At 69.6% G+C, this 19,944-nt stretch carries 19 protein-coding genes and 2 tRNA genes; 16 read left to right on the forward strand and 5 right to left on the reverse strand.

Annotated elements, in window-relative coordinates; translation table 11 throughout:
• The first annotated feature begins 2 nt into the window (after nucleotides 1-2).
• From HDA40_RS22905 to HDA40_RS22920, 4 genes are all read left to right on the forward strand, one after another.
• Nucleotides 3-800, forward strand: coding sequence for a DUF3566 domain-containing protein (locus tag HDA40_RS22905; RefSeq protein ID WP_253759217.1), 798 nt, complete (start codon nucleotides 3-5; stop codon nucleotides 798-800).
• A gap of 106 nt (nucleotides 801-906) precedes the next feature.
• Nucleotides 907-980, forward strand: a tRNA-Ile gene (locus tag HDA40_RS22910).
• Nucleotides 981-1,033: 53 nt separating this feature from the next.
• The gene (locus HDA40_RS22915; protein WP_253759219.1) at nucleotides 1,034-1,162 is read left to right on the forward strand and encodes a DLW-39 family protein; all 129 of its coding nucleotides are present in this window, start codon (nucleotides 1,034-1,036) and stop codon (nucleotides 1,160-1,162) included.
• 45 nt (nucleotides 1,163-1,207) lie between these two features.
• Nucleotides 1,208-1,280, forward strand: a tRNA-Ala gene (locus HDA40_RS22920).
• Between the two features lie 92 nt (nucleotides 1,281-1,372).
• Here HDA40_RS22920 and HDA40_RS22925 read toward each other — a convergent pair.
• Nucleotides 1,373-2,116 (reverse strand): DUF998 domain-containing protein, encoded by a 744-nt coding sequence (locus HDA40_RS22925; RefSeq protein WP_253759221.1) that lies wholly within the window; start codon nucleotides 2,114-2,116, stop codon nucleotides 1,373-1,375.
• A gap of 175 nt (nucleotides 2,117-2,291) precedes the next feature.
• Here HDA40_RS22925 and HDA40_RS22930 point away from each other — a divergent pair, with 175 nt between their 5' ends.
• Nucleotides 2,292-2,846, forward strand: a complete 555-nt coding sequence (locus tag HDA40_RS22930; RefSeq protein WP_253759223.1) for a SigE family RNA polymerase sigma factor — start codon at nucleotides 2,292-2,294, stop codon at nucleotides 2,844-2,846.
• Nucleotides 2,843-3,142, forward strand: coding sequence for a hypothetical protein (locus HDA40_RS22935; protein WP_253759225.1), 300 nt, complete (start codon nucleotides 2,843-2,845; stop codon nucleotides 3,140-3,142). The genes HDA40_RS22930 and HDA40_RS22935 overlap by 4 nt, the downstream gene beginning before the upstream one ends.
• Nucleotides 3,143-3,194: 52 nt before the next feature.
• Here the strand turns inward: HDA40_RS22935 and HDA40_RS22940 are convergent, their stop codons facing one another.
• Nucleotides 3,195-3,899, reverse strand: a complete 705-nt coding sequence (locus HDA40_RS22940; RefSeq protein WP_253759228.1) for a DsbA family oxidoreductase — start codon at nucleotides 3,897-3,899, stop codon at nucleotides 3,195-3,197.
• Between the two features lie 83 nt (nucleotides 3,900-3,982).
• On the opposite strand from HDA40_RS22940, the gene HDA40_RS22945 reads away from it, so the two are divergent.
• From HDA40_RS22945 to HDA40_RS22990, 10 genes are all read left to right on the forward strand, one after another.
• Nucleotides 3,983-4,747 carry an SGNH/GDSL hydrolase family protein gene (locus HDA40_RS22945; RefSeq protein WP_253759230.1) on the forward strand — a complete coding sequence of 255 codons (765 nt, stop codon included), beginning with the start codon at nucleotides 3,983-3,985 and terminating at the stop codon, nucleotides 4,745-4,747.
• A gap of 108 nt (nucleotides 4,748-4,855) precedes the next feature.
• Entirely contained in the window at nucleotides 4,856-5,380 is a 525-nt protein-coding gene (locus HDA40_RS22950; RefSeq protein WP_253763747.1) for a SigE family RNA polymerase sigma factor, read from the forward strand.
• Nucleotides 5,381-5,382: 2 nt separating this feature from the next.
• A complete protein-coding gene (locus HDA40_RS22955; protein WP_253759232.1) occupies nucleotides 5,383-6,600 on the forward strand; it encodes a hypothetical protein in 1,218 nt (405 codons plus the stop codon).
• Nucleotides 6,601-6,713: 113 nt separating this feature from the next.
• On the forward strand, nucleotides 6,714-8,489 hold the full coding sequence (locus tag HDA40_RS22960) for an HSP90 family protein (protein ID WP_253759234.1): 1,776 nt from the start codon (nucleotides 6,714-6,716) through the stop codon (nucleotides 8,487-8,489).
• The gene (locus HDA40_RS22965; RefSeq protein WP_253759236.1) at nucleotides 8,489-11,371 is read left to right on the forward strand and encodes a hypothetical protein; all 2,883 of its coding nucleotides are present in this window, start codon (nucleotides 8,489-8,491) and stop codon (nucleotides 11,369-11,371) included. Before HDA40_RS22960 ends, HDA40_RS22965 begins: the two co-directional genes overlap by 1 nt.
• Nucleotides 11,372-11,415: 44 nt before the next feature.
• Nucleotides 11,416-12,003 carry a TetR/AcrR family transcriptional regulator gene (locus HDA40_RS22970; RefSeq protein ID WP_253759238.1) on the forward strand — a complete coding sequence of 196 codons (588 nt, stop codon included), beginning with the start codon at nucleotides 11,416-11,418 and terminating at the stop codon, nucleotides 12,001-12,003.
• Between the two features lie 62 nt (nucleotides 12,004-12,065).
• Entirely contained in the window at nucleotides 12,066-13,400 is a 1,335-nt protein-coding gene (locus HDA40_RS22975; protein ID WP_253763749.1) for an acetyl-CoA carboxylase biotin carboxylase subunit, read from the forward strand.
• A 6-nt stretch (nucleotides 13,401-13,406) separates the two neighbouring features.
• On the forward strand, nucleotides 13,407-14,294 hold the full coding sequence (locus HDA40_RS22980) for a hydroxymethylglutaryl-CoA lyase (RefSeq protein WP_253759240.1): 888 nt from the start codon (nucleotides 13,407-13,409) through the stop codon (nucleotides 14,292-14,294).
• An 80-nt stretch (nucleotides 14,295-14,374) separates the two neighbouring features.
• On the forward strand, nucleotides 14,375-15,271 hold the full coding sequence (locus HDA40_RS22985; protein WP_253759242.1) for a hypothetical protein: 897 nt from the start codon (nucleotides 14,375-14,377) through the stop codon (nucleotides 15,269-15,271).
• A gap of 163 nt (nucleotides 15,272-15,434) precedes the next feature.
• Nucleotides 15,435-16,586 (forward strand): chaplin family protein, encoded by a 1,152-nt coding sequence (locus HDA40_RS22990; protein ID WP_253759244.1) that lies wholly within the window; start codon nucleotides 15,435-15,437, stop codon nucleotides 16,584-16,586.
• A 99-nt stretch (nucleotides 16,587-16,685) separates the two neighbouring features.
• On the opposite strand, the gene HDA40_RS22995 is transcribed toward HDA40_RS22990, so the two are convergent.
• The 3 genes from HDA40_RS22995 to HDA40_RS23005 are packed head-to-tail and all read right to left on the reverse strand — an operon-like array spanning nucleotide 16,686 to nucleotide 19,934.
• Nucleotides 16,686-18,221: a flotillin family protein gene (locus tag HDA40_RS22995; protein WP_253759246.1), complete on the reverse strand. Its 1,536-nt coding sequence runs from the start codon at nucleotides 18,219-18,221 to the stop codon at nucleotides 16,686-16,688.
• Nucleotides 18,221-18,736, reverse strand: a complete 516-nt coding sequence (locus tag HDA40_RS23000; protein WP_253759248.1) for an NfeD family protein — start codon at nucleotides 18,734-18,736, stop codon at nucleotides 18,221-18,223. The genes HDA40_RS22995 and HDA40_RS23000 overlap by 1 nt, the downstream gene beginning before the upstream one ends.
• Nucleotides 18,737-18,779: 43 nt before the next feature.
• Nucleotides 18,780-19,934 carry a putative hexosyltransferase gene (locus HDA40_RS23005; protein WP_253759250.1) on the reverse strand — a complete coding sequence of 385 codons (1,155 nt, stop codon included), beginning with the start codon at nucleotides 19,932-19,934 and terminating at the stop codon, nucleotides 18,780-18,782.
• Nucleotides 19,935-19,944: the final 10 nt, after the last annotated feature.

Below are 19,944 nucleotides of genomic sequence, written 5' to 3' on the forward strand. Positions count from 1 at the left end.
GGATGACGGAGACACAGGCGATGTCGGGTGCCGCGGGGGCCTCGGCGAATCCGGTCGATGACGGTGACGCGGAGGCCAACGCCTCGGCGGGCCGGACGGCCGTCGGTCGCGCGACAGTCCCCGCAGACAGCATCACGCCAGCCGGTGAGGAAACTCCAGCGGCCTCTCCGGACGCCGCCGCTGGGCGGTCCCCGTCGGCGGAGGCGCCCAAGCCCGAGACCACAGGCAGCAGCACGACGAGTTTCACCCGCCCGCCGGGGATGACTCCGCCCGCGGAACGTCCGCCGGCCGGGGCACCGCCCCGCGGTGCGGCGACCGTCGGGCGTACCCCGCTGAAATCGGTCCAGGCGGCCGGGCAGTTGGGCGCGGCCCGGGTGACCGAGGCCGTCCGCGCGGCCCGATCGAACGTGAGCGCCGCCGCCTCCCGCGGCCCGCGGCGCGCACGTCTGGCGATCAAGCGGATCGACCCGTGGTCCGTTATGAAGTTCTCGTTCGCCGTGTCGCTTGTGCTCTTCCTCGTCGTGATCGTCGCGACGTCCGTGCTCTACCTGGCGCTGAACGCGATGGGCGTCTTCGACTCCATCAACAGCAGCATCGGAGAGCTGGCCAGCTCCAGCGGCGGCGGCACCGGCGCGGCCGAGTTCAAGATCACGGCGGGCGGCGTCATCGGCACCGCGGCCCTGATCGGCGCGGTCAACGTGGTGCTGTTCACCGCGCTGGCCACGCTCGGCGCGTTCATCTACAACGTCTGCTCCGACCTCGTCGGCGGCATTGAGGTGACGCTCGCCGAGCGCGACTGACGAACGCACGAACGCGGCCGGGTGGCATCCATGACCACCCGGCCGCGCCACACCGATACCGATTTGGGCCGGACCCAGATCGTGCGGTAAGGTTCGTTGTCGCTGAGGGGCTATAGCTCAGTCGGTTAGAGCGCAGAGCTGATAACTCTGAGGTCGCTGGTTCGATTCCAGCTAGCCCCACCCTTCACCCCCATGGCACGAGCGCCGTCTCGACGAGCACAAAGGTGTGCATCATGTGGAAGAAGCTTCTGATCATCGCCGGTGTCATCGGTGCCGCGGCCATCGTCGCGAAGAAGGTCAAGGACGCGAACCACGATCGGGCGGTCTGGCACGAGGCGATCACCGCCACGGACGCTCGCTAGCCTGGGGCTGACCCAAACCGCTGTGGTAGAAATGGTCACAGCGTCGGGGCCTTAGCTCAATTGGCAGAGCACCGCCTTTGCAAGGCGGGGGTTAGGAGTTCGATTCTCCTAGGCTCCACTCCTCACCATCCCGCTGATCCTTAGTGGTCTGCGATTCTCGTGAAAGAAAAATGGGGCCTCGGCGTGAGGCCCCATTTCTCTGTTAACGCGTCAGGCGCGAACTGCCTGGAGGTCTGCCGAACGAGCCGGCTGCGGCACGGTGGCGTCCGTGCGGGCGATCATCGCGGCCGGGACGGCGAGGAGGGCGATCTCCACTCCGAACAGCATCCGCTGGAGCAGCCCGTCGATCGGGTACTGCTGAAGGAACTGCGCGACGGTCCAACTCGGTGCCATGTCCGGCAGACGGCTTGCCAGGCACCCGATCATGAGTACGCAGCCCGCCACCGAAAGCGATCGAACCATCGCCGCCGTTCGGGTTGATTCGGTACGCATACGCGTCGCCAGGAAGAGCCCGGCGATCGGCAGGATGCCCAGTACGCCGACGGCCGCCACGCGGTGGATCCAGCCGGACGTCGAGGTGACCGCCGCACCGGGGTCGGTGGGGAAGAGGGCCACGAGGACCACCGAGGTGATCCAAGCGCTCAGCAGTGTGGCGGGTGCTCCCCGCAGGCGTACGCCGATCCGGCCGAGGCCCGTCGCGACGGCGGCTCCGGCGAAGGCGAGGGCGAACACCGCGCCGGTGAACAGCGTGGCCGCCTTGGCTCCGGCGTAGACGTAGAGGCTGGCCGGTGTAGCGAAGGGATTCACCTCTTCGGTGTACGCGAAGATCAGCACCAGCATCGAGATCGCCGACGCCGCGAGGGTCAGCAGAGCGGCCTTGCCGTTGCCGATTACATCGACAAATGTGGCTGTCGGGCGTCGGTAGACCTCGGGATACGTCGCGTAATTCGCCATGGATCAAGGCTCGAAGATTTTGCCTCTTTTCCGAATCCGGTGGCCTGGAGAGTTCTCTGTCGGGCTAGCCCCACCCTTAAGGGAAGGATTTCCCCCGTACGAGACGGCAACCTCGACAGCGTGTCGGACGTCTCTCACCATGGAGACACCAGCACCCTGAAGGGGGTTGATCGCCGTGGGACAGTTGACCGCCGTCCGGCCCGAGCAGGCCGAGCATGTTGACGAGTTCGATGCCTTCGTTCGCGCGCGCAAGCCTGCGCTGCTGCGGGCGGCGTACTTGCTCACCGGGGATCAGCACCTCGCTGAGGACCTCGTGCAGACCGCCTTGGCGCGTACGCACGGCTCGTGGAACCGGCTCAACGACAGCGGCAACGCCGAGGCGTACACCCGGAAGGTGATGTATCACCTGCAGGTGAGCTGGTGGCGGCGGCGCCGCGTGGCCGAGGTGCTGCCGGGGGAGTTGCCGGATCGTCAGCGCAGCCGGCTCGCTGAGGACTCTGGGCAGATCACGTTGCGGATCACCCTGCGGGCGGCGCTGTTGCGGCTGACCGCCAAGCAGCGTGCGGTCCTCGTCCTGCGGTTCTTCGAGGACCGCAGCGAGGTGGAGGCGGCGGACGCCCTCGGCGTGAGCGTCGGCACGGTCAAGTCGCAGACTTCCAAGGCACTGGCCCGGCTGCGTGAGATCGCGCCCGAGTTGGAAGGTCTGATGATCGGCGGATCGACGAAGTGAGCGAAGTCAGTCAGGTCGACGACACCCTGCGAATTCTGCTCCGAGATCTGGCCAAGGAATCCGCGCGCCCGACGATCAGGCCGGGGCGCCGGCTGTCGACTCGGCATGGCACAGTGTCGGCCATGCCGTCCCTCAGCGCACGAATCATCCTCGCCTTGACCGTCGTCTACGGCGGAGCCGTGGCGATTCTGGCGATCCTCCACTCGGACGCCGTCGGCACCTTCGCCGCCATCGGCGGAGTGGTCATCGGCATTCTCTGGGTCCTGCGCGGACTCTTCTTCCGGAACCAGGTTTGAGTTCGCAGGAACCAGAGTTCTTCAAGAAGCAGGGGCCTTCAAGAAGTACGGCTTAGGCGGCGCAGCTGTCGTCGTCGCAGGTGGCGCCCTGCGGAGCGAGCACCGTCAACGGGGAGCGGCCTTCGCGCTGGAGCACCTCGTCCAGCACTTCCCGCAGCGTTGACGGGTCCTGGGCGCCGCTGATCGCGTACTTGCCGGCGAAGACGAACGTGGGAACGCCGGTGATGCCCAGCTCCCGGCCCATCTCCAAGTCGGCCTGCACCTCTTCGAGACCGCCCGGCGACTCCAGGAATTCGCGTACCAGTCGGGCATCGTGACCGAGACCCGCGGCGACCGCGACGAGCGTGTCGAGCGAGCCGATGTCCTTGCCGTGCGTGAAGTGGGCCTCGTGCAGCGCCTCGACCATGGGGCGCTGGTCGGCGCCGTCGCGACCGGCCCACCAGATCAGCCGGTGGGAGTCGAGGGTGTTGGCGCTGATGGCCTGGTCGAAGTTCATGGTCAGGCCGACCTCGCGGCCCACCGAGGTGACCTGGGTGAACATGCGCTTGGCGTTGTCCTCGCCGCCGTAGCGGCTCCCCAACCACTGGACCAGCGGGATCCCCTCCGAAGTGGCGCTCGGGTCGAGCTGGAACGCCCGCCAGCGCAGCTTCACCGGTTCGCCGGTCTCCGTTGTGAAGCCGGACACAGCTGTCAGCACCTTCTGCTCGCCGATCCAGCACCACGGGCACACGACGTCGGAAAAGATCTCGATATCCACGCCACACTCCAACGACCCGCCGGTTACCGCGATTCCCAGATGTGGGACAAACTACTACCGGGTACGGGAAGGGGGCCGGGAGAGTGGCGTGGCAGCGATACGTGGCGCTCGGCGACAGTTTCACCGAGGGTCTGGACGACCCCGATCCGGCATTGCGTGATGTCTTCCGCGGCTGGGCCGATCTCACCGCGAGTGAACTGGCGCGCTCGTCCACCGAGTTCCAGTACGCGAACCTCGCGATCCGTGGCCGCCTCTACGACGCGATCGTCGCCGAACAGGTGGACCCGGCCCTGGCCATGAGTCCCGACCTGGTGAGCTTCGCCGCCGGCGGAAACGACGTGCTGCGCAGGTCGTGTGATCCGGTCACGCTGATGCAGCGCTTCGACGGAACGATCTCCAAGCTGCGCGCGACCGGTGCCGACGTGTTGGTCTTCCGATTCGCGAACCTCGTCGACCGGCTGCCGGGCGCGAAACTCATCGGTCCCCGCGTCCGCTTCCTGAACGAAGCCGTCGGCGACGTCGCCATCCGCCACGGTGCTCGCCTCGTCGACCTCTGGAACGACCGGGAGTTCGACAATCCAGCGATGTGGAGCGTCGACCGGCTGCACCTCGCCCCCCGTGGACACGAGCGGGTGGCGGCGCATGTCCTGACCGCACTCGACGTCAAGCCGCCCGCCGAATGGTGGGAGTCGCCGGCGTACCCGCGGAAGCGGTCGTGGCCGATCGCCCGCGCCCAGGACGTCCGCTGGGCCGGCACGCACCTCGCGCCCTGGGTCAAACGACGGCTCACCGGCCGTTCCTCCGGCGACAACATCACAGCGAAGCGGCCCACGCTACTGCCGATGTAAGTCCCAGAATTCCTCTGCAACCGCTGCACCACGTCGCGCGTGATGTGGGCACAACCGGGACGGACCTGGTTGGCGCAGGGGAGGAAAGGGGCCATGACGGCCGTGACCATGTACGGGGCCGACTCACCACCCATCCGGGTGGGAGTCGAGACGGGTGCGGACTTCGACGAGCTGTACGCCGCGAGCTTTCAAGGGCTCACGCTTCAGCTCTATGCGTACCTCGGTGATCTGGCCGAGGCGCAGGACGTAGTCCAGGAGGCGTTCTGCCGAGCCTTCGGCAAATGGAAGCAGATCCGCCGCTACGACGACCCGGTCGCCTGGGTTCGCCGGGTGGCGTGGAACCTGGCGACGAGCCGGTTCCGCAAGCAGAAGACGGCGCTGAACTTCCTGCGCCGCCAGCGTGAGGAGCGCGCGGCCGAACCGTCGCCCGACCGGGTCGCGCTCGTCCGGGCGTTGGCCGAGATCCCGCCCCAGCAGCGACGCGCCGTCGTCCTGCATTACATGGCCCAGCTTTCCGTGGCGGAGATCGCCCGCCAGGAAGGCGTCGCCGAAGGAACCGTCAAGTCTTGGCTCAGCCGAGGGCGTGCCGCCCTCGCCGGCCGCCTGTCCGACCCTGCCCAGAAGGGATTCTGATCATGAACGAGTTCGACCAGGACGCCCTGCTCACGGGCGCATTCTCGGAATTCTCCGCGACCTCTGCCCCGGCGGTGCGCCCGCTCGGTGCCCAGGCCGTACGCGGTGAAGTGGCGCACCGGCGCAAGGTGCGAGCCGTCGCGTTGGGCGTCGTCGCCGCACTTGTCATCGCGCTCCCGGTGGCCGGATACGCAGCCTTCGGACGTGAGTCCCAGGCGCCACCGACGCCCGGGACCAGCATCGTGCCGACGCCGTCGGCGAGCGAGTCGCCCAGCCCGAGCCCGAGCGTGTCGGCCAGTTCGGTGCCGGACGGGCGGATCACGATCGCGCAGCTCACGGCGGGCAAGGTCGACGTACCCAAGTGGGGCGCGAGCGGCGAGACGCCCGAGGGGAACTGCAACGACGGCCGGACCGCGATCCGGAAGGTCGAGAAGTTCTGGAAGACTCGGATCACATACATCATCGAGGTGGCGTATGCCAACCTGGACGACGATCCTGCGTTGGAGACGGCGGCCATCCTGACGTGCCGGACTGGTGAGATGGGACCGTCGATGATCGTGGCGTACGACCGCGACCTGGCCGGTCAGATCGTCTCCCTCGGGACGGTAGTTCGGGCGTCGGCCAAGATGCAGGGCATCTGGCACGTCAAGCCGGCTGACGGCGACGTTGGCGTGAGTGCCGAGGTCAGCGACATCGTGGCCTGCTGCGACACGTCCGCCGACAACGAGTTCCACCAGTGGCGGACTTACGCCTGGAACGGCACGGCGTTCGTCCAGACGGCGGGTCGAACCGACTTTTCCAACAAGCCGCTGTACACCGACCTGAAGCTGACGCTGGGCAAGGTCACGAGCGCCAAGAACGCCAACGGCGACCGTGACTTCAGCATCGAGATGACGGTCAGCAACATCGGCAAGGTGACCTCCGCGCCGATGGCGGTCGACGTCTGGAGCGAACCGGGCGACCTCATCGCGCGTGACTGGGTGGGCCGCGCCGACGAGTGCCACCTGGGTACGGTCAAGTGCCACCCGGCGCTTAAGCCCGGCGAGTCGTTCACCATGACGGTGCACGTCATCATGGGAAAGACCCTGGTGGTCGGGCCCGACGCGATTCACATCCGCGTGGACGGCGCGGGACGGACCGGTGGAACACTCGCGGACCCGAACCCCAAGAACAACTACGCCGAGGTCCTCATGACGGCGGAGCTCTGGAACATCATCTGACCGGCGAACCAACGAAGGGGCGGCCACCGATCGGGGTGGCCGCCCCTTCACTCATGCTTCCGTGGGTCATCTTGGGTCGGCATTTGTCCGGCGACGCCGGTACCCTCTGGCGCGTGAGTCACTCGTTCCAGGTGGACCTTCGGGGCATCGTCGACCTGTTGAGCCATCACCTCTACGGCAGTCCCCGGGTCTACGTCCGGGAGTTGCTGCAGAACGCGGTCGACGCCATTACCGCACGTCGGGTGGCCCATCCGGGCGCTCCGGCGTCGGTGTGGATCGAGACGCCGGGGCGTACGCCGGACGGCACGCTGCGGGTGCATGACACCGGGGTCGGGCTCACCGAGGATCAGGTGCACGAGCTGCTCGCCACGATCGGGCGTAGTGGCAAGCGGGATGAGTTGGGATTCTCCCGGCAGGAGTTTCTCGGCCAGTTCGGCATCGGCCTGCTCTCCGCTTTCCTGGTCGCCGACGAGATCCGCGTGCAGACCCGGCATGAGGGAGCGCCGACCGTCTACTGGACGGGGTATTCCGACGGGCGGTACGCGGTCGAGTCGGGGCCGGAGCGGGCCGAGGTCGGCACGACGGTGACGCTGGTGCCGCGGCGGGACGCTGCGGACTGGCTCGCTGCGGAGCGGGTGGTCGAACTCGCGCGCACGTTCGGCGAGATGCTGCCGGTCGGCGTACGCGTCGACGGTGAACTGATCACTGTGGAGACTCCACCGTGGGAGCTGAGCCGCGCCGAGCTTTTCGCGTACGCGCAGGAGACCTTCGGTTTCGTGCCGTTCGACGTGATCGAGGTGAAGGTGCCCGAGGCCGGGCTGCGCGGCGTCGCGTTCGTCCTGCCGCGGCCGGCGAATCCGGCGGCGAAGGCCGGGCACCGGGTGTACCTGAAGCGGATGCTGCTCGCCGAGGGCGCCGAGGGGCTGCTGCCGGAGTGGGCGTTCTTCGTGCGGTGCGTGATCGACGCCAGCGAACTGCGGCCGACCGCGAGCCGGGAGGCGCTGTTCGAGGACAGTCTGCTGGAGTCGGTCCGCGAGCAGCTCGGCGACCAGCTACGGGGCTGGATGCTCACGCTGGCCCGCCGTGAACCGCAACGGTTGCAGCAGTTCCTGTCGGTCCACAATGTCGGCGTGAAGACCCTCGCCCTGCACGACCTGGAGATGTTGCGCCTGGTCGACGAATGGTGGCCGATGGAGACGAACATGGGCCGCATGCCGCTCGCGGAGTTCCGGCGGCGCTACTCGACCGTGCGCTATTGCACCACTGTGGACGAGTTTCGGCAGCTCGCGGCGGTGGCCGCCGCGCAGGATCTGGCCGTGGTGAACGCCGGTTACGTCTACGAGCCGGACATCATCGAGCGGTTGCCGCTGCTCGACCCGGAGGTGCTGGTCGATCGGCTCGATCCCAGCGACCTCGCGACCCGGTTCGACACCCTCGACCCGGCAACCGACCTGGGGTTGCGACCGTTCCTGGCGATCGCCCAGCGGCGCATGGACCCGCTGGGCTGCGAGATCGTCGTGCGGGCCTTCGACCCGCCCGGCCTGGCCGCGCTCTATCTCGTCGACCGCGAGTCGACCTTCCAGCGCCAGCTCCGCGAGACCCAGGAGGTCGTCGACGAGGTCTGGGCGGGGGTGCTCGCGGCCTTCGAGCGGGCCGAGGCCGCGACGCGGCCCCAGCTGGTGCTGAATCATCGCAATCCACTGGTACGCCGAGTGACCGCGTTGCCGTCACCGGAACTCGTCGGGCTGGCCGTGGAATCGCTGTACGGGCAGGCGCTGCTGCTCGGTCACCATCCACTGCGCCCGGCCGACTCGGCCTTGTTGAACCGGTCTTTCCTGGGTCTGCTGCAGCAGGCGGTGCCCGGGGCGCAGCCGGAGGGGGAGAACTGATGGCCAGCGAGGACGAGATCCGCGGCATGATCGCCGCGGCCTGGGACGCGCCGGAGGGCGCTGGGCAGATCGCGCTGGTGGAGGAGGCGATGTTGCACGCCGAGGCGAGCGGCGACGCCGAACTGGCCTTCGACGCCCGGATGGTCGCCACGAACGCGTTCCATCGCGGAGGCGAACCGGCGAAGGCGTTCGTCACCTTCGCCCGGTGTCTCAAGGAGTACGACGAGAACCCGGATCGTCGCAGCGGGCAGGACGAGCACCTGTTGCTCTGGTTCTTCAAATACATCATCTCCTCGATGGCGAAGTTCCCCGAGGTTCCGCTGGAGCGTACGCACGCGGTGCTGGACGACATGGAACGCCGTTACCGGTCGGGCGGCCACAGCCTGCACGCCGTCTACGCGTACCGGTATGTCGTCGCGTCCCATGTGGGCGATGCCGAGCAGGCCGACCACTTCTACGGCTTGTGGGACGCCGCCCCGCGCGACGAGAACTCCGACTGCGCCGGCTGCGACCCGACCTCCAAGGCGCACCATCTCGCCTGGCGCGAGCGGTACGCCGAGGCGATCGCCCTCGCCGAGCCGGCGCTGCAAGGCCGGTTGACCTGTTCGGAGCAGCCGCAGTCGATCCTGACCGCGCTGATGATCCCGTATCTGCGTACCGGCCGGCTGGATCAGGCGCGCGACGCACACCGGCGGGCGTACCGGGCCTTCCAGACCAAGCCCGCTGATCTCGGCTCGGTCGCCGACCACGTCGAGTTCTGCGGGCTCACCGGGAACGAGATGCGCGGGCTGGAGCTGATCGAGAGGCACCTGAGCTGGCTGGAGAAGCCGCCGACGCCGAAGGCCGAGATGGAGTTCGCCTCGGCCGCCGCGCAGGTTCTGCGGCGGCTGACCGCTCAGGGCAAGGGCGACCTGCCGATCCGGTCGGGGTGGACGGTCGAGGGGCTCGCCGGGCACCTGTCGGACCGGGCCGCTGCCGTCGCGCTCAGGTTCGACGAGCGCAACGGCAACGCGTACCAGAGCGAGCGGATCGCGCGGCGGTTGGACGCCGAGCCGATCGTGGACTATCTGCCGCTGTCCATCACCGCGGCGCACCGGTCGCAGGTGACTCCGGTCGAGCCGGACGAGCCCGAACTGAGCGAGCCCGATTTGAGCGCGGCGCCGACCACGCTGAGCCTGGACGAGCAGCTGGATCTCGCCGAGGACTGGTTGCGCGAGCAGGATCCGCGCGGGGAGGCGCTGGCCGACCGGGTGATCGGGAGCTGGCGCACGACGGTCACCGGCCAGCTGACCGCCGAGCAGCAGGGCCGGATCGCGATGCTCCAGGTCAGCCGCCTGCCCGACGAAGACCTCGCGGGCATCCACGCGGGTCTGATGCTCGCGGCGAGCGGTTTCGCCGAGGCCGGCGACGCCGCGCGGGAGGCCGCCTGCCGGGTGCAGCTGGCGATCGCCCAATTCCAGACGCAGGAGCAGGCCCAGCTACCAGGACTGGTCGACGGCGAGCCCGCCGAGCTGGCCGTCGCCCGTCAGGCCGCCGACGAAGTCCTGTCCAGCTCGACCGACGCCGTCCTGCGCCGGGTGACTCTGCTGCGGGTGGCGTACCTGGAGACCATCGCGGGGCAGATCGACGCCGCCCTGGCCTCGATCGACGCCGCCGACGCCGAACCAGGGCACGTCCCGTTGCGGCACCGGGTGCAGAGCCTCATGATGCGGGCCGGCCTCGTGCACGGCCTGGACCGGATCGATCAGACGCGGGACCTGGTCGGCGCGGCGGTCGAGGCGCTGCGCCCGCTGGGCCGGTCGAACGAGTTGGCCTCGGCCCTGTTCACGTACGCGAACCTCATCGGCGGCCTCGGCGACCACTCCGGGGCGCTGGCCGCGTTCGAGGAGGCGGCGACCGCCGCGATCGATCCCGAACTGCGCCGGAGCGCTCGCGCCAACGCCGGGTTCATGCTGGTCAACACCGATCGGGCGGACGAGGTCATCGACGACATCGTCGAGCACGTCTGCCTGATGGCGGCCGAGGGCGAGGACCGGGCGGCGGCGTACTCGCGGCATCGGCTCGCCGTCGCGCTCGCCACCACGCGCCGGTTCCGGGAGGCCGCGGAGGTGGCCGAGGAGGCGCTGGCGTACTTCGCCGCCGAGGCCGAGGAGGAGCAGGTGCTCGCGGACGAGTGCCGTGACCTGCTCGCCCGGATCTACGACGAGATGGGCGAACCGCTGGCCGCGCTTGCCCAGTTGGAGGCACTGGCCGCCGGCCGGGGCGGCTTCGACGACGCCGGATATCGGGCGCACCTGCTCGAACGGATGGCCGAGGTCCTCTACCGCGTCGACCGGGACCGCGAAGCGGGCCTGCGCTACGGCGAGGCCGCTGCCGGGTACCAGTCCGCTGGGGAGCGCCCGGCCGCCGCCCGCGCGCTGCGGCGACGCATCCTCGCCCTGCACTACGGGCGGGATCCGGAAGCCGCGATCGAGGCGATCGGCCAGGCCACGGCGTACGCCGAGGGCGCCGACCCGGACGCCGAGCCGAGCATCGTCTGGGAGCACGCGATGGCCTGCTACGACGGTGCGTTCGTGCTGGCCGATCAACGGTCGTACGCCGACGCCCTGGCCGTCGCCGAGCAGGCGCCGGTGCTGTTCCGCTCGATCGATTCCTTCGAGGAGGCGGCCTTCGCCGAGCTCCGGCACGGTGAGATCCTGGTCGCGGCGGGCGACGCCCGGTCTGGCGAGCTGGTCCTGCGGCGGGTGATCGAGGGGCTGCCCCGGGATCATCAGGCGCGCGCGGAAGCGGCGTGGTGGCTCGCGCGGGCGCTGGAGGAGCAGGGTGAGGCCGAAAAGGCCCGTGAACTCCGCAAAGCGTACGATCTTCCAGAACGCGACTAAACGGACGTTAAGGTTCCGAGTTGACTGGCGAGTAGGCTGACCGAGTGACGATCGAGCAGCAGGTAGACACCCCCCGCAAGCGCTCGCGGCGTGACGAGATCCTCCAGATCGCTGTCGGCCTCTTCGCGACTCGCGGCTACCACGGCGTTTCCATGGACGACATCGGCAAAGAAGCCGGTGTGACGGGACCCGCCCTCTACCACCACTTCGCCGGCAAGGACGCCATGCTGGTCGCGGCGCTGAAACCGGTCAGCGAGGGACTGCTGTCCGGCGGCCGGGAGCGGGCCGAGGCCCATCAGGGCGAGCCCACGGCCGCCCTGGAGGCTCTGGTCGACTTCCACGTCGAGTTTGCGCTGGCCAATCCGGCCGTCATCGCGCTGCACCTGCACGAGCTGGACCGGTTGCCCGAGGAGCCGCGCCGGGAGATCCGCCGGCTTCAGCGCCGATACGTGGAGGAGTGGGTTTCCGTGCTCACCGCCGTGCGCTCCGAGCTGACCGACGGCGAGGCACGAGTGCTCGCCCACGCCGTGTTCGGCTTGATGAACTCGACCCCGTTCCTCGCCGGTGAGGTGGACCGGGACCGCCGTGCCGTGCTGCTGCGGGCGGCCGCCCTCAGCGCGCTCAGCGCGTGACCGATCACGCCGGGGAGTGCCACCTTAACGATCGATAAGGTAGCGTCCGAGGGGTGTCAGAGATTGAGTCCCTCCTCGTCGCCAACCGCGGCGAGATCGCCCGTCGCGTGATCCGGACGGCGAAACGCCTGGGTATCCGCACGATCGCCGTCCACTCCGACGTCGACGCGGGCCTGCCTTTCGTCCTTGAGGCGGACGAAGCCGTGCTCATCGGCCCGGCCAACCCCGCCCAGAGCTATCGCAACGCCGAGGCCGTGCTGACCGCCGCCAAGCAGACCGGTGCGCAGGCCATCCACCCCGGCTACGGCTTCCTCTCCGAGAACGCGGAGTTCGCCCGGCAGGTCGAGGCGGCCGGGCTCATCTGGGTCGGCCCGTCGGCTGAGGCCATCACCGCCATGGGCGACAAGATCAACGCTCGGAATCTGATGGCGGCGGCGGGCGTACCGGTGGCTCCGGGGACGACCGATCCGGCCGGTTCGGTCGACGAGGCGCTGGCCGAGGCGGAGCGCATCGGATTCCCCGTGATGATCAAGGCGGCGGCGGGCGGCGGCGGCATGGGGATGGCCCCGGCCCGCGACGAGACCGCGTTCCGCGCCGAGTACGACAGGGTGCGCGGGTTCGCCGAGCGGATGTTCGGCGACGGCTCGGTCCTGATCGAGAAGTACTTCCCGAGCGTGCGCCACATCGAGGTGCAGATCCTGGGCCTGGCCGACGGCACGGTGGTCGCCCTCGGCGAACGGGAGTGCTCGGTCCAGCGGCGCAACCAGAAGCTCGTCGAGGAGTCGCCCTCGCCCGCGAGCATGCTCACGCCGGAGCGGCGCCAGGCATTGCATGCCTCAGCGGTACGCGCGGGGGAGGCGGTCGGCTACCGCAACGCGGGCACGGTCGAATGCCTGCTCGACCCGGCGACCGGGGAGTTCTTCTTCCTGGAGATGAACACGCGGCTACAGGTCGAGCACCCGATCACCGAGGCGGTGTTCGGCATCGACCTGGTGGAGGCCCAGGTGCGGATCGCGGCCGGGCTGCCCGTCGACGTGCCGACGCAGTCCCATGGGCACGCCATCGAGCTGCGGATCAACGCGGAGGACCCGAAGCGGTTCCTGCCTGGACCGGGCGTGGTGACGGTGTGGGAGGAACCGGCCGGGCTGCCAGGCATCCGCGTGGACTCCGGGTACGCGGCCGGCACCACGGTCACCCCGAACTACGACTCCCTGATGGCCAAGCTGGTGGCGTACGGGGCGGATCGGGCGGAGGCGATCGACCGGCTGCGGGCGGCGGTCGCGGCGTTCCAGATCACCGGTCCGAAGAACAATCTGCCGTTCTTCGCCGAGCTCCTCGAGAACGAGGAATTCTTGAGCGGGGACTACGACACCGCCATCGTCTCCCGGATGAGGTGAACACCGATGAGAGTGAGCATCCGCGAGGTCGGCCCCCGGGACGGCCTGCAGAACGAGGATCCCGTGCCGACCGCCGCCAAGGTCGAGTTGATCGACGCGTTGAGCGGCACCGGGGTCGGCCGGATCGAGGCGGTCAGCTTCGTGCACCCGAAGGCGATTCCGCAGATGGCCGACGCCGACGAGGTCTGGGCGAAGGTCACGCGGAATCCCGCGGTCCGCTACAGCGCCCTGGTCCCCAACGTACGCGGTGCGCAGCGCGCGATCGCCGCCGGTTTCACCGAGGTAGAGGTCGTGATCTCGGCGTCGGACACGCACAATCGGCGCAATATCAACCGCAGCACGGACGAGTCGCTGGCGGAGCTGCCGGAGCTGATCGAGACGCTGCACGCCGGTGATGCCACCGCGGAACTGATCATCGCGACCAGTTTCGGCTGCCCGTACGAGGGCGACATCGATCCCGCCCGAGTCGCCTCTATTGTGGACAAAGCCGTGGGCATGGGCGTCGACCGCGTGGCCTTCGGCGACACCACCGGCATGGCGACGCCCCGGCGCGTACGCGACGTGCTCGATCGGGTGACCCGGGAAAAGCCGCTGCTGTGTCACTTCCACAACACGCGGGGAACCGGGCTCGCCAACATCCTCACCGCGGTGGATCTCGGTGTGACGGAGTTCGACGCCAGCGTCGGCGGTCTCGGCGGCTGCCCGTACGCCCCCGGCGCGACCGGCAACGTGGCGACCGAGGAAGTCGTGCACATGCTGCACGACATGGGTTACGAGACCGGCATCGACCTCGACAGACTCGTCGAGGTGGCGGAACTGGCCCAGCGGATCGTGGGTCGCGAGCTGCCCAGCGGAGTGCTTCGGGCCGGGCCGCGATATCGGACAATTGCTTGATTTTTCCTAATCCTCACGTGTCCGCCCTATGCGGGAATCGTTGTCCATAGCGGAGTTTCCACTACCGCTGAAGGGCGATCATGACCGCAACCCGGAACGGCCGGTTCAAGCGCGCGACGCTGCGCGCGGTGACCGTCGCCGGGTTCGCCGCGGCCGCATGGTTCGCCGGAACAGCTGCCGCGTACGCCGCTGAGCAGCCGGAGACTCCGTCCGCGCCCGAGGCGGCTTTCGGCGAAGCCCACGCCGTCACCGGGCCAGCCCAAGGGGCACCGAACACCGGCGAGGACCGCGCGACGCCGGACCTGGTCACCACGTTGCTCCGGGTCGCTCCGGAACTCGACGTGCAGCGCGTGGTGACCGGCGTCGACGCGGTCCTCGCCGTGCCCGGCAACCTATTGGCCCGGCCGGCTCGGCCGGCCCCGGACGATCCAGATAATCCATTCCAGCCTGTCCCGCCAGGCTCTCCAGGCTCGCCAGGCTTTCCAGGCGCTCCGCGCGATCCCGCCGCGCCGCCCAAGCCGCATCCCGGGCCATCGGCCACCTGCGGCGCACACGACCCGCTGCTCTCGCTGGTCCGCCAGCTGCTCCAGCCGGCCCGCCGCTCGGTCGTCGCCGTCGCGGGCCCGGCCCTGGGCGCCGTCCCCGTGGGAGTGCTGCCGGCTCGCAAGTCCACAGTGGTACGCACAGCGGCGCATCCGGTGTCGGCCAAGGCCGTCGCCGTGCGCCTGACCACTCCGAAGAGCACGGTCGGCCACCGTCCGGACGGCGGCGACGACTCTGGGCGTACCCCTGCTTTGGGCGATTGCGCGCCGAGCACGCTGCCGGCGAGTAGTTCCCCCAGCGGAGGCAATGCGCCCCCCGCGACCCTGGCGGCGGTGGCCGTCCTGACCGCGCCGTTGGCGCGGGCCTTGCGCCGCGCCGCGGACAGCGCCCTGCGGCGGGCCGAGGCGCCGCGACCTACCAGCTCGCCCGACTGAGCGAGTTCTCCGCGCGCTTCTGAGCGCGCCCTCGATCCCAGGTACGCGGACAGCTTCCGCGCGCCTGTGGCTGGTCCGGTGTCTGCGTCCGGACCTGGCAAATCTCGGCACATCACTGCACTCGCGGACCCCCCGGTCTGCAACACCCGAAAGGCAATGAACCATGAACTCGTGGGCTCGTAAGTCCCTGAAGGCCGGCGCGATCTCGGCCGGTTTCCTGCTGGCCGGCGCGTCCGCCGCACATGCCAGTGACCTGACGACGTCGAACAACGTCGGGATCGGCAACGGTACGCAGGTCGACGCGAACATCCAGGCGCCGATCAACGTGTGTGGCAACGCGATCGCCCTGCTGGGCAGCGCTTCGGCCGGGTGCGTCGGCGGCGCGTGGGCGAACCACGCGGGTGAGCTGGGCGACCTGACCAGCTCCGACAACGTCGGCCTGCTCAACGGTACGCAGCTGCGTGCGCTGCTCCAGGCGCCCATCGACGCTTGCGGCAACGCGATCGGCATCGGCGGTTCCGCGACGGCCTGGTGCACCGGCGGTTCGTGGGCGAAGCAGGAGTCGGCCAAGACCGAGTCGGCCAAGACCGAGAGCGGCACCCTGACCAGTACGCAGAACGTCGGCCTGCTGAACGGCACGCAGGTGCTGGCCCCGATCCAGATCCCGATCGACCTGTGCGGCAACGCGATCGGCGTCCTCGGCGGGGCCACCGCGGGCTGCGTCGGCGGCTCGCACGCGTCGCTGGACGCGGAGAGCCTGCCGGACGCCTGGACCGGGCTCAACTTCGGCATCGGCAACGGCACACAGCTGATCCCGCTGGTCCAGATCCCGATCGACATCTGCGGCAACGCCGTGGCCGTCCTCGGCAGCGCGACCGCCTCCTGCCAGGGCGGCGCGGATGCCGTCATCGGCGACGGCCCGGGCGGGCACGGCCCCGGCACCTACGTGAAGGACAAGCCGGCCGACGCACCGAAGAGCACCAAGAAGCACGGCAAGGGCGGCAAGAAGACCGAAGACCTGCCGCTCGTGGGCGACCTGACCGGCACCCTGACCGGGCTGACCGGCAACCTCACCGGCTCGCTCACCGGCGCGCGTACGCTGCCCGCCCCGGCTGCCAAGCACGGCAAGGCCGGCTACGGCGACGGTGGCTCGTGCGGGAACCTGACCAGCGCCATGAACGCCGGTGTCCTGAACGGCACCCAGGTTCTGCTGCCCGTCCAGGCGCCGGTCGACCTGTCCGGCAACGCTGTGGCCGTGGGCGGCAGCGCCGTCGCGCACAGCACCGGTGGCGCCACCGCCACGCTCGCCTGCTGATCGAGCAGGTCTGTACCCGCTTGTTCCGCGTACGGCGGACAGCGTCCACAGAGAACCGGGGGCCGGGCGAGAGATCGCCCGGCCCCCGGCCACCTTGTGTCACTCGGCGGGCTTGCCCTTGATGGCCTTGCGCGCCATCGGCTTCGCCTCGCCGTTGTCGCTTGACTGCGTCGGCACCCCGCCCAGCTTCGCCAGCAGGCTCGACAGATCGATGCCGGTCAGATCGGTACCGAGCTGGAGGCCCTGGGCGACGTTGGAGGCGACCGACTTCGTCAGCGAGCTGGCGCCGTCGGTGGAGATCACGGTCATCTTGTCGATGGACCGCATCGGGTCGCTGGCCGCGGCCACGACCTCCGGCAGCACCCGCACGAGCAGGTCGAGGATCGCAGCCTCGCCGTACTGCTGGAAGGCTTCGGCCTTGAGGCGCATGGCCTCGGCTTCGGCCTGACCGCGGGCCAGGATGGCGGCCGCCTCGGCCGAACCCTCGCGCTCGGTCGCCTCCGCGATGGCGGTACGCCGCCGCTGCTCCGCCTCACCTTCCTTGGCGCCTTCGATCGCGTTGGCCTCCGCCAGCGCGGCCCGGCGGGCACGCTCGCCTTCACCGGTCAGGCGAGCCTGCTCGGCGGAGGCCTGCGCACCGGCGATCGTGGTCTGCCGGGCGGCGTCGGCCGCGAGGACCTGGGCGTTGCGAGCCGCCTCGGCCTCCTGCTCGACCTTGTACCGCGCCGCGTCGGCGGGCTTGCGTACCTCGGTGTCGAGCTGGCGCTGCTTGAGTTCGGCGTTGCGCTCGGCGACCTTCTGTTGCTCGGCGAGGATCGCCTGGTCGCGTTCGGCCTGGGCGAGCGGGCCGGCCGCGGCCGACTTCGCCTTCGCGGCGTCGATCTCGGCCTGGATGCCGGCCTTCTTGAGTTCGAGGTTCCGCTGGGCCTCGGCGATCGCCTCCTCGGCGAGCAGCCGGGCCTGTTCGGCCGACTGCCGGGCCTGCGCCTCGGCGATCGACGCGTCCTTGAGGACTCGCGCCGCCTCGGGCCGCCCGAGATCCTGCAGGTAGTTGCCGTCAGCGATGATGTCCTGCAGCTGGAACGTGTCGAGGACGAGACCCTGGTTGGTCATCGAGTGCTCGGCCTCCTCCGCGACGGCCGAGGCGAACGCGGCCCGGTCGCGGATGATCTCCTCGACCGTGAGCCGGCCGACGATCGAGCGCAGGGCGCCGGCCAGAACCTCCCGGGCGAACCCGTCGATGGCCTGCTGCTGGTGGAGGAACCGCTGGGCGGCGGCGCGGATCGCGTCCTCGGTCCCGCCGACCTTCACGACCGCGATGCCCTGGAGGTTGGCCCGGATGCCCTGCTTGCTGACGGCCCCGGTGACCTCGACGTGGATGCCCCGGCTGGACAGGTCCATGATCTGGAGCTTCTGGACGACCGGCAGGACGAAGACCGACGCGCCCATGACGACCTTCTGGCCGGACAGGTCGGTCGACCGGGTGCCGTCGGCCGCCTCGACGCGGCGGCCCTTGCGGCCGGTGACGATGAAGGCCTCGTTCGACCCGGCCACCTTGATCCGCGAGAGCACGTAGAAGAGCAGGACGAGGACGAAGACCACGCCACCGGCGATGGGCAGGAGAAGGGAAAGCATCAGTTCCTTTCTGGATCAGCGAGACGGACCTTGACGCTGGTGTCGCTGGGGGCCTCGACCACCAGCACGTGTACGCCCGCCGGGAGCGGCTCGTCGGCGAGGGCGTTGAGCTTGACCTGCTGGCCGCCGATGCGTACGCGGACCTCGCCGTAGCCCCCGGCCCGGATCTCGGTCACGACGACCCCCGGCCGGCCGACGAGGTCGGTCCGATTCGGGGTCGCATCGGTCGGCATGTTGCGGGCCCGGCCGGTGAGCAGCCAGGCCAGGTACGCGACGGGCACCGCCGCGATCGCGCCGAGCGCGGCGACGAGCGCGAGCGGGAGGTCGACTCCGGGCAGCGCGCTGATGAAAGCGGCGGTGAATCCGAAGCCGGCCAGGACGGCCGCGACCACCTCGATGGACAACACGGAGTCGGCACCGTCGAAGTCGAACAGTTCGCCGCCCAGCATCGACAGCGCGAGCAGGCCCAGCCCGACCGCTCCGACGATGATGAAGAGAACCGTCGTCCATCCCATGGCCGCCAAGGTAAGGAATCCCCGCAAGTGGCGCTGCCCGTCGCTAGGGGGACAGCCGCCAGTCGAGCGCGAGGTACGACCCGTACCAGCCCGAAAGGACGGCCAATGTCGCCAACAGGCCGACCTGGACTCGCCAGTCCAGCTTGATCAGCGCCACCGCCACCGGAATGAGCAACGGGAAGTCGGAAAGGAGAAAGCGCCCCTTGGCGTGGTAGTAGCCACCGCCTTGGAGGAGGACCAGCGCCACCGATCCTGCGGCGAAGACCAGCAGCGGCCAGGGTGCCTGGCGGCGTACGACCAGGATGGCCAGCAACGCGACGGCGGCGACCAGGACGCCCGTCGTCACGACCTGGCCCAGACGCTGGTGTCCGCCCAGGACCTTGCCGAACGACCGGGCCGTGTCGGCGCCGAAATCGAACTCGCTGTGCCAGCCCGCGCCCTGCATCCAGAACCAGGCGTCGATCCGGTTCAGCTTCGCCGCGCACCAGCTCCAGAATGCCACCAGGCCCAGCGGAGCCAGCGCCCAGCCCGCCCAGGGTCGCCAGCCGTCGGTTCGGCGTACGACCGCGATCAGGCAGGCCAGGCCGACGGCCAGGACCAGGACGACGGCGGTCGGCCGGGTCAGCCCGGCGGCCAGGGTCAGCACGTCGGCCGTCACCCACCGGCGGGCCAGGACCGCCCAGAGCGCCCAGGCGCACAGCGCCGTGAACAGGGACTCGGCGTACACCATGTTCTGGACCAGGGCATGCGGCAGCACTCCCCAGAGCGCGGCGAGCACCACGCCGAGCCGAGCGCTGTGAATCTCCGCGCCCACGCGGAAGATGCCCCAGGCGGCGGCGAGCCCGCTGATCGCGGCGAGCGAGATTCCGGCGTACGCGGGCGGGACGCCGATCGCGGCGATGGCTCGGATCAGCTCGGGAAAGAGCGGGAAGAAGGCCACGTTCGTCCGGACGAGCTGGCCTCCGGCGTAGGTGACGGAGGTGTCGTATCCGTTCGTCGCGATGCCGAGGTACCAGCCTCCGTCGTACGCGGACAGCAGTTTGACCACGGGACGGTGCGCGCGCTGGGCGAGGATGGCCAGGATGGCCAGGCCAAACACTCGGACGACCGCGTAGGCGGCCAAGGCCGGCAGCGCCTGCCGAACCAGTCCTGGTCGTCCGGTGGCGTCGTCGGAACGGGGGGTCTCGAGCGCGACCATCGCGGGATGC

The sequence above is a fragment of the Hamadaea flava genome (genome assembly GCF_024172085.1).
Lineage (GTDB): Bacteria > Actinomycetota > Actinomycetes > Mycobacteriales > Micromonosporaceae > Hamadaea > Hamadaea flava.

Excerpts from the sequence above, each read along its gene's own strand:
- HDA40_RS22990 (WP_253759244.1), top strand. The coding sequence starts at position 15,435 with ATGAACTCGTGGGCTCGTAAGTCCCTGAAGGCCGGCGCGATCTCGGCC.
- HDA40_RS22905 (WP_253759217.1), top strand. The coding sequence starts at position 3 with ATGACGGAGACACAGGCGATGTCGGGTGCCGCGGGGGCCTCGGCGAAT.
- HDA40_RS23000 (WP_253759248.1), bottom strand. The coding sequence starts at position 18,736 with ATGGGATGGACGACGGTTCTCTTCATCATCGTCGGAGCGGTCGGGCTG.
- HDA40_RS22965 (WP_253759236.1), top strand. The coding sequence starts at position 8,489 with ATGGCCAGCGAGGACGAGATCCGCGGCATGATCGCCGCGGCCTGGGAC.
- HDA40_RS22955 (WP_253759232.1), top strand. The coding sequence starts at position 5,383 with ATGAACGAGTTCGACCAGGACGCCCTGCTCACGGGCGCATTCTCGGAA.
- HDA40_RS22925 (WP_253759221.1), bottom strand. The coding sequence starts at position 2,116 with ATGGCGAATTACGCGACGTATCCCGAGGTCTACCGACGCCCGACAGCC.
- HDA40_RS22985 (WP_253759242.1), top strand. The coding sequence starts at position 14,375 with ATGACCGCAACCCGGAACGGCCGGTTCAAGCGCGCGACGCTGCGCGCG.
- HDA40_RS23005 (WP_253759250.1), bottom strand. The coding sequence starts at position 19,934 with ATGGTCGCGCTCGAGACCCCCCGTTCCGACGACGCCACCGGACGACCA.
- HDA40_RS22980 (WP_253759240.1), top strand. The coding sequence starts at position 13,407 with ATGAGAGTGAGCATCCGCGAGGTCGGCCCCCGGGACGGCCTGCAGAAC.
- HDA40_RS22915 (WP_253759219.1), top strand. The coding sequence starts at position 1,034 with ATGTGGAAGAAGCTTCTGATCATCGCCGGTGTCATCGGTGCCGCGGCC.
- HDA40_RS22995 (WP_253759246.1), bottom strand. The coding sequence starts at position 18,221 with ATGCTTTCCCTTCTCCTGCCCATCGCCGGTGGCGTGGTCTTCGTCCTC.
- HDA40_RS22950 (WP_253763747.1), top strand. The coding sequence starts at position 4,856 with ATGTACGGGGCCGACTCACCACCCATCCGGGTGGGAGTCGAGACGGGT.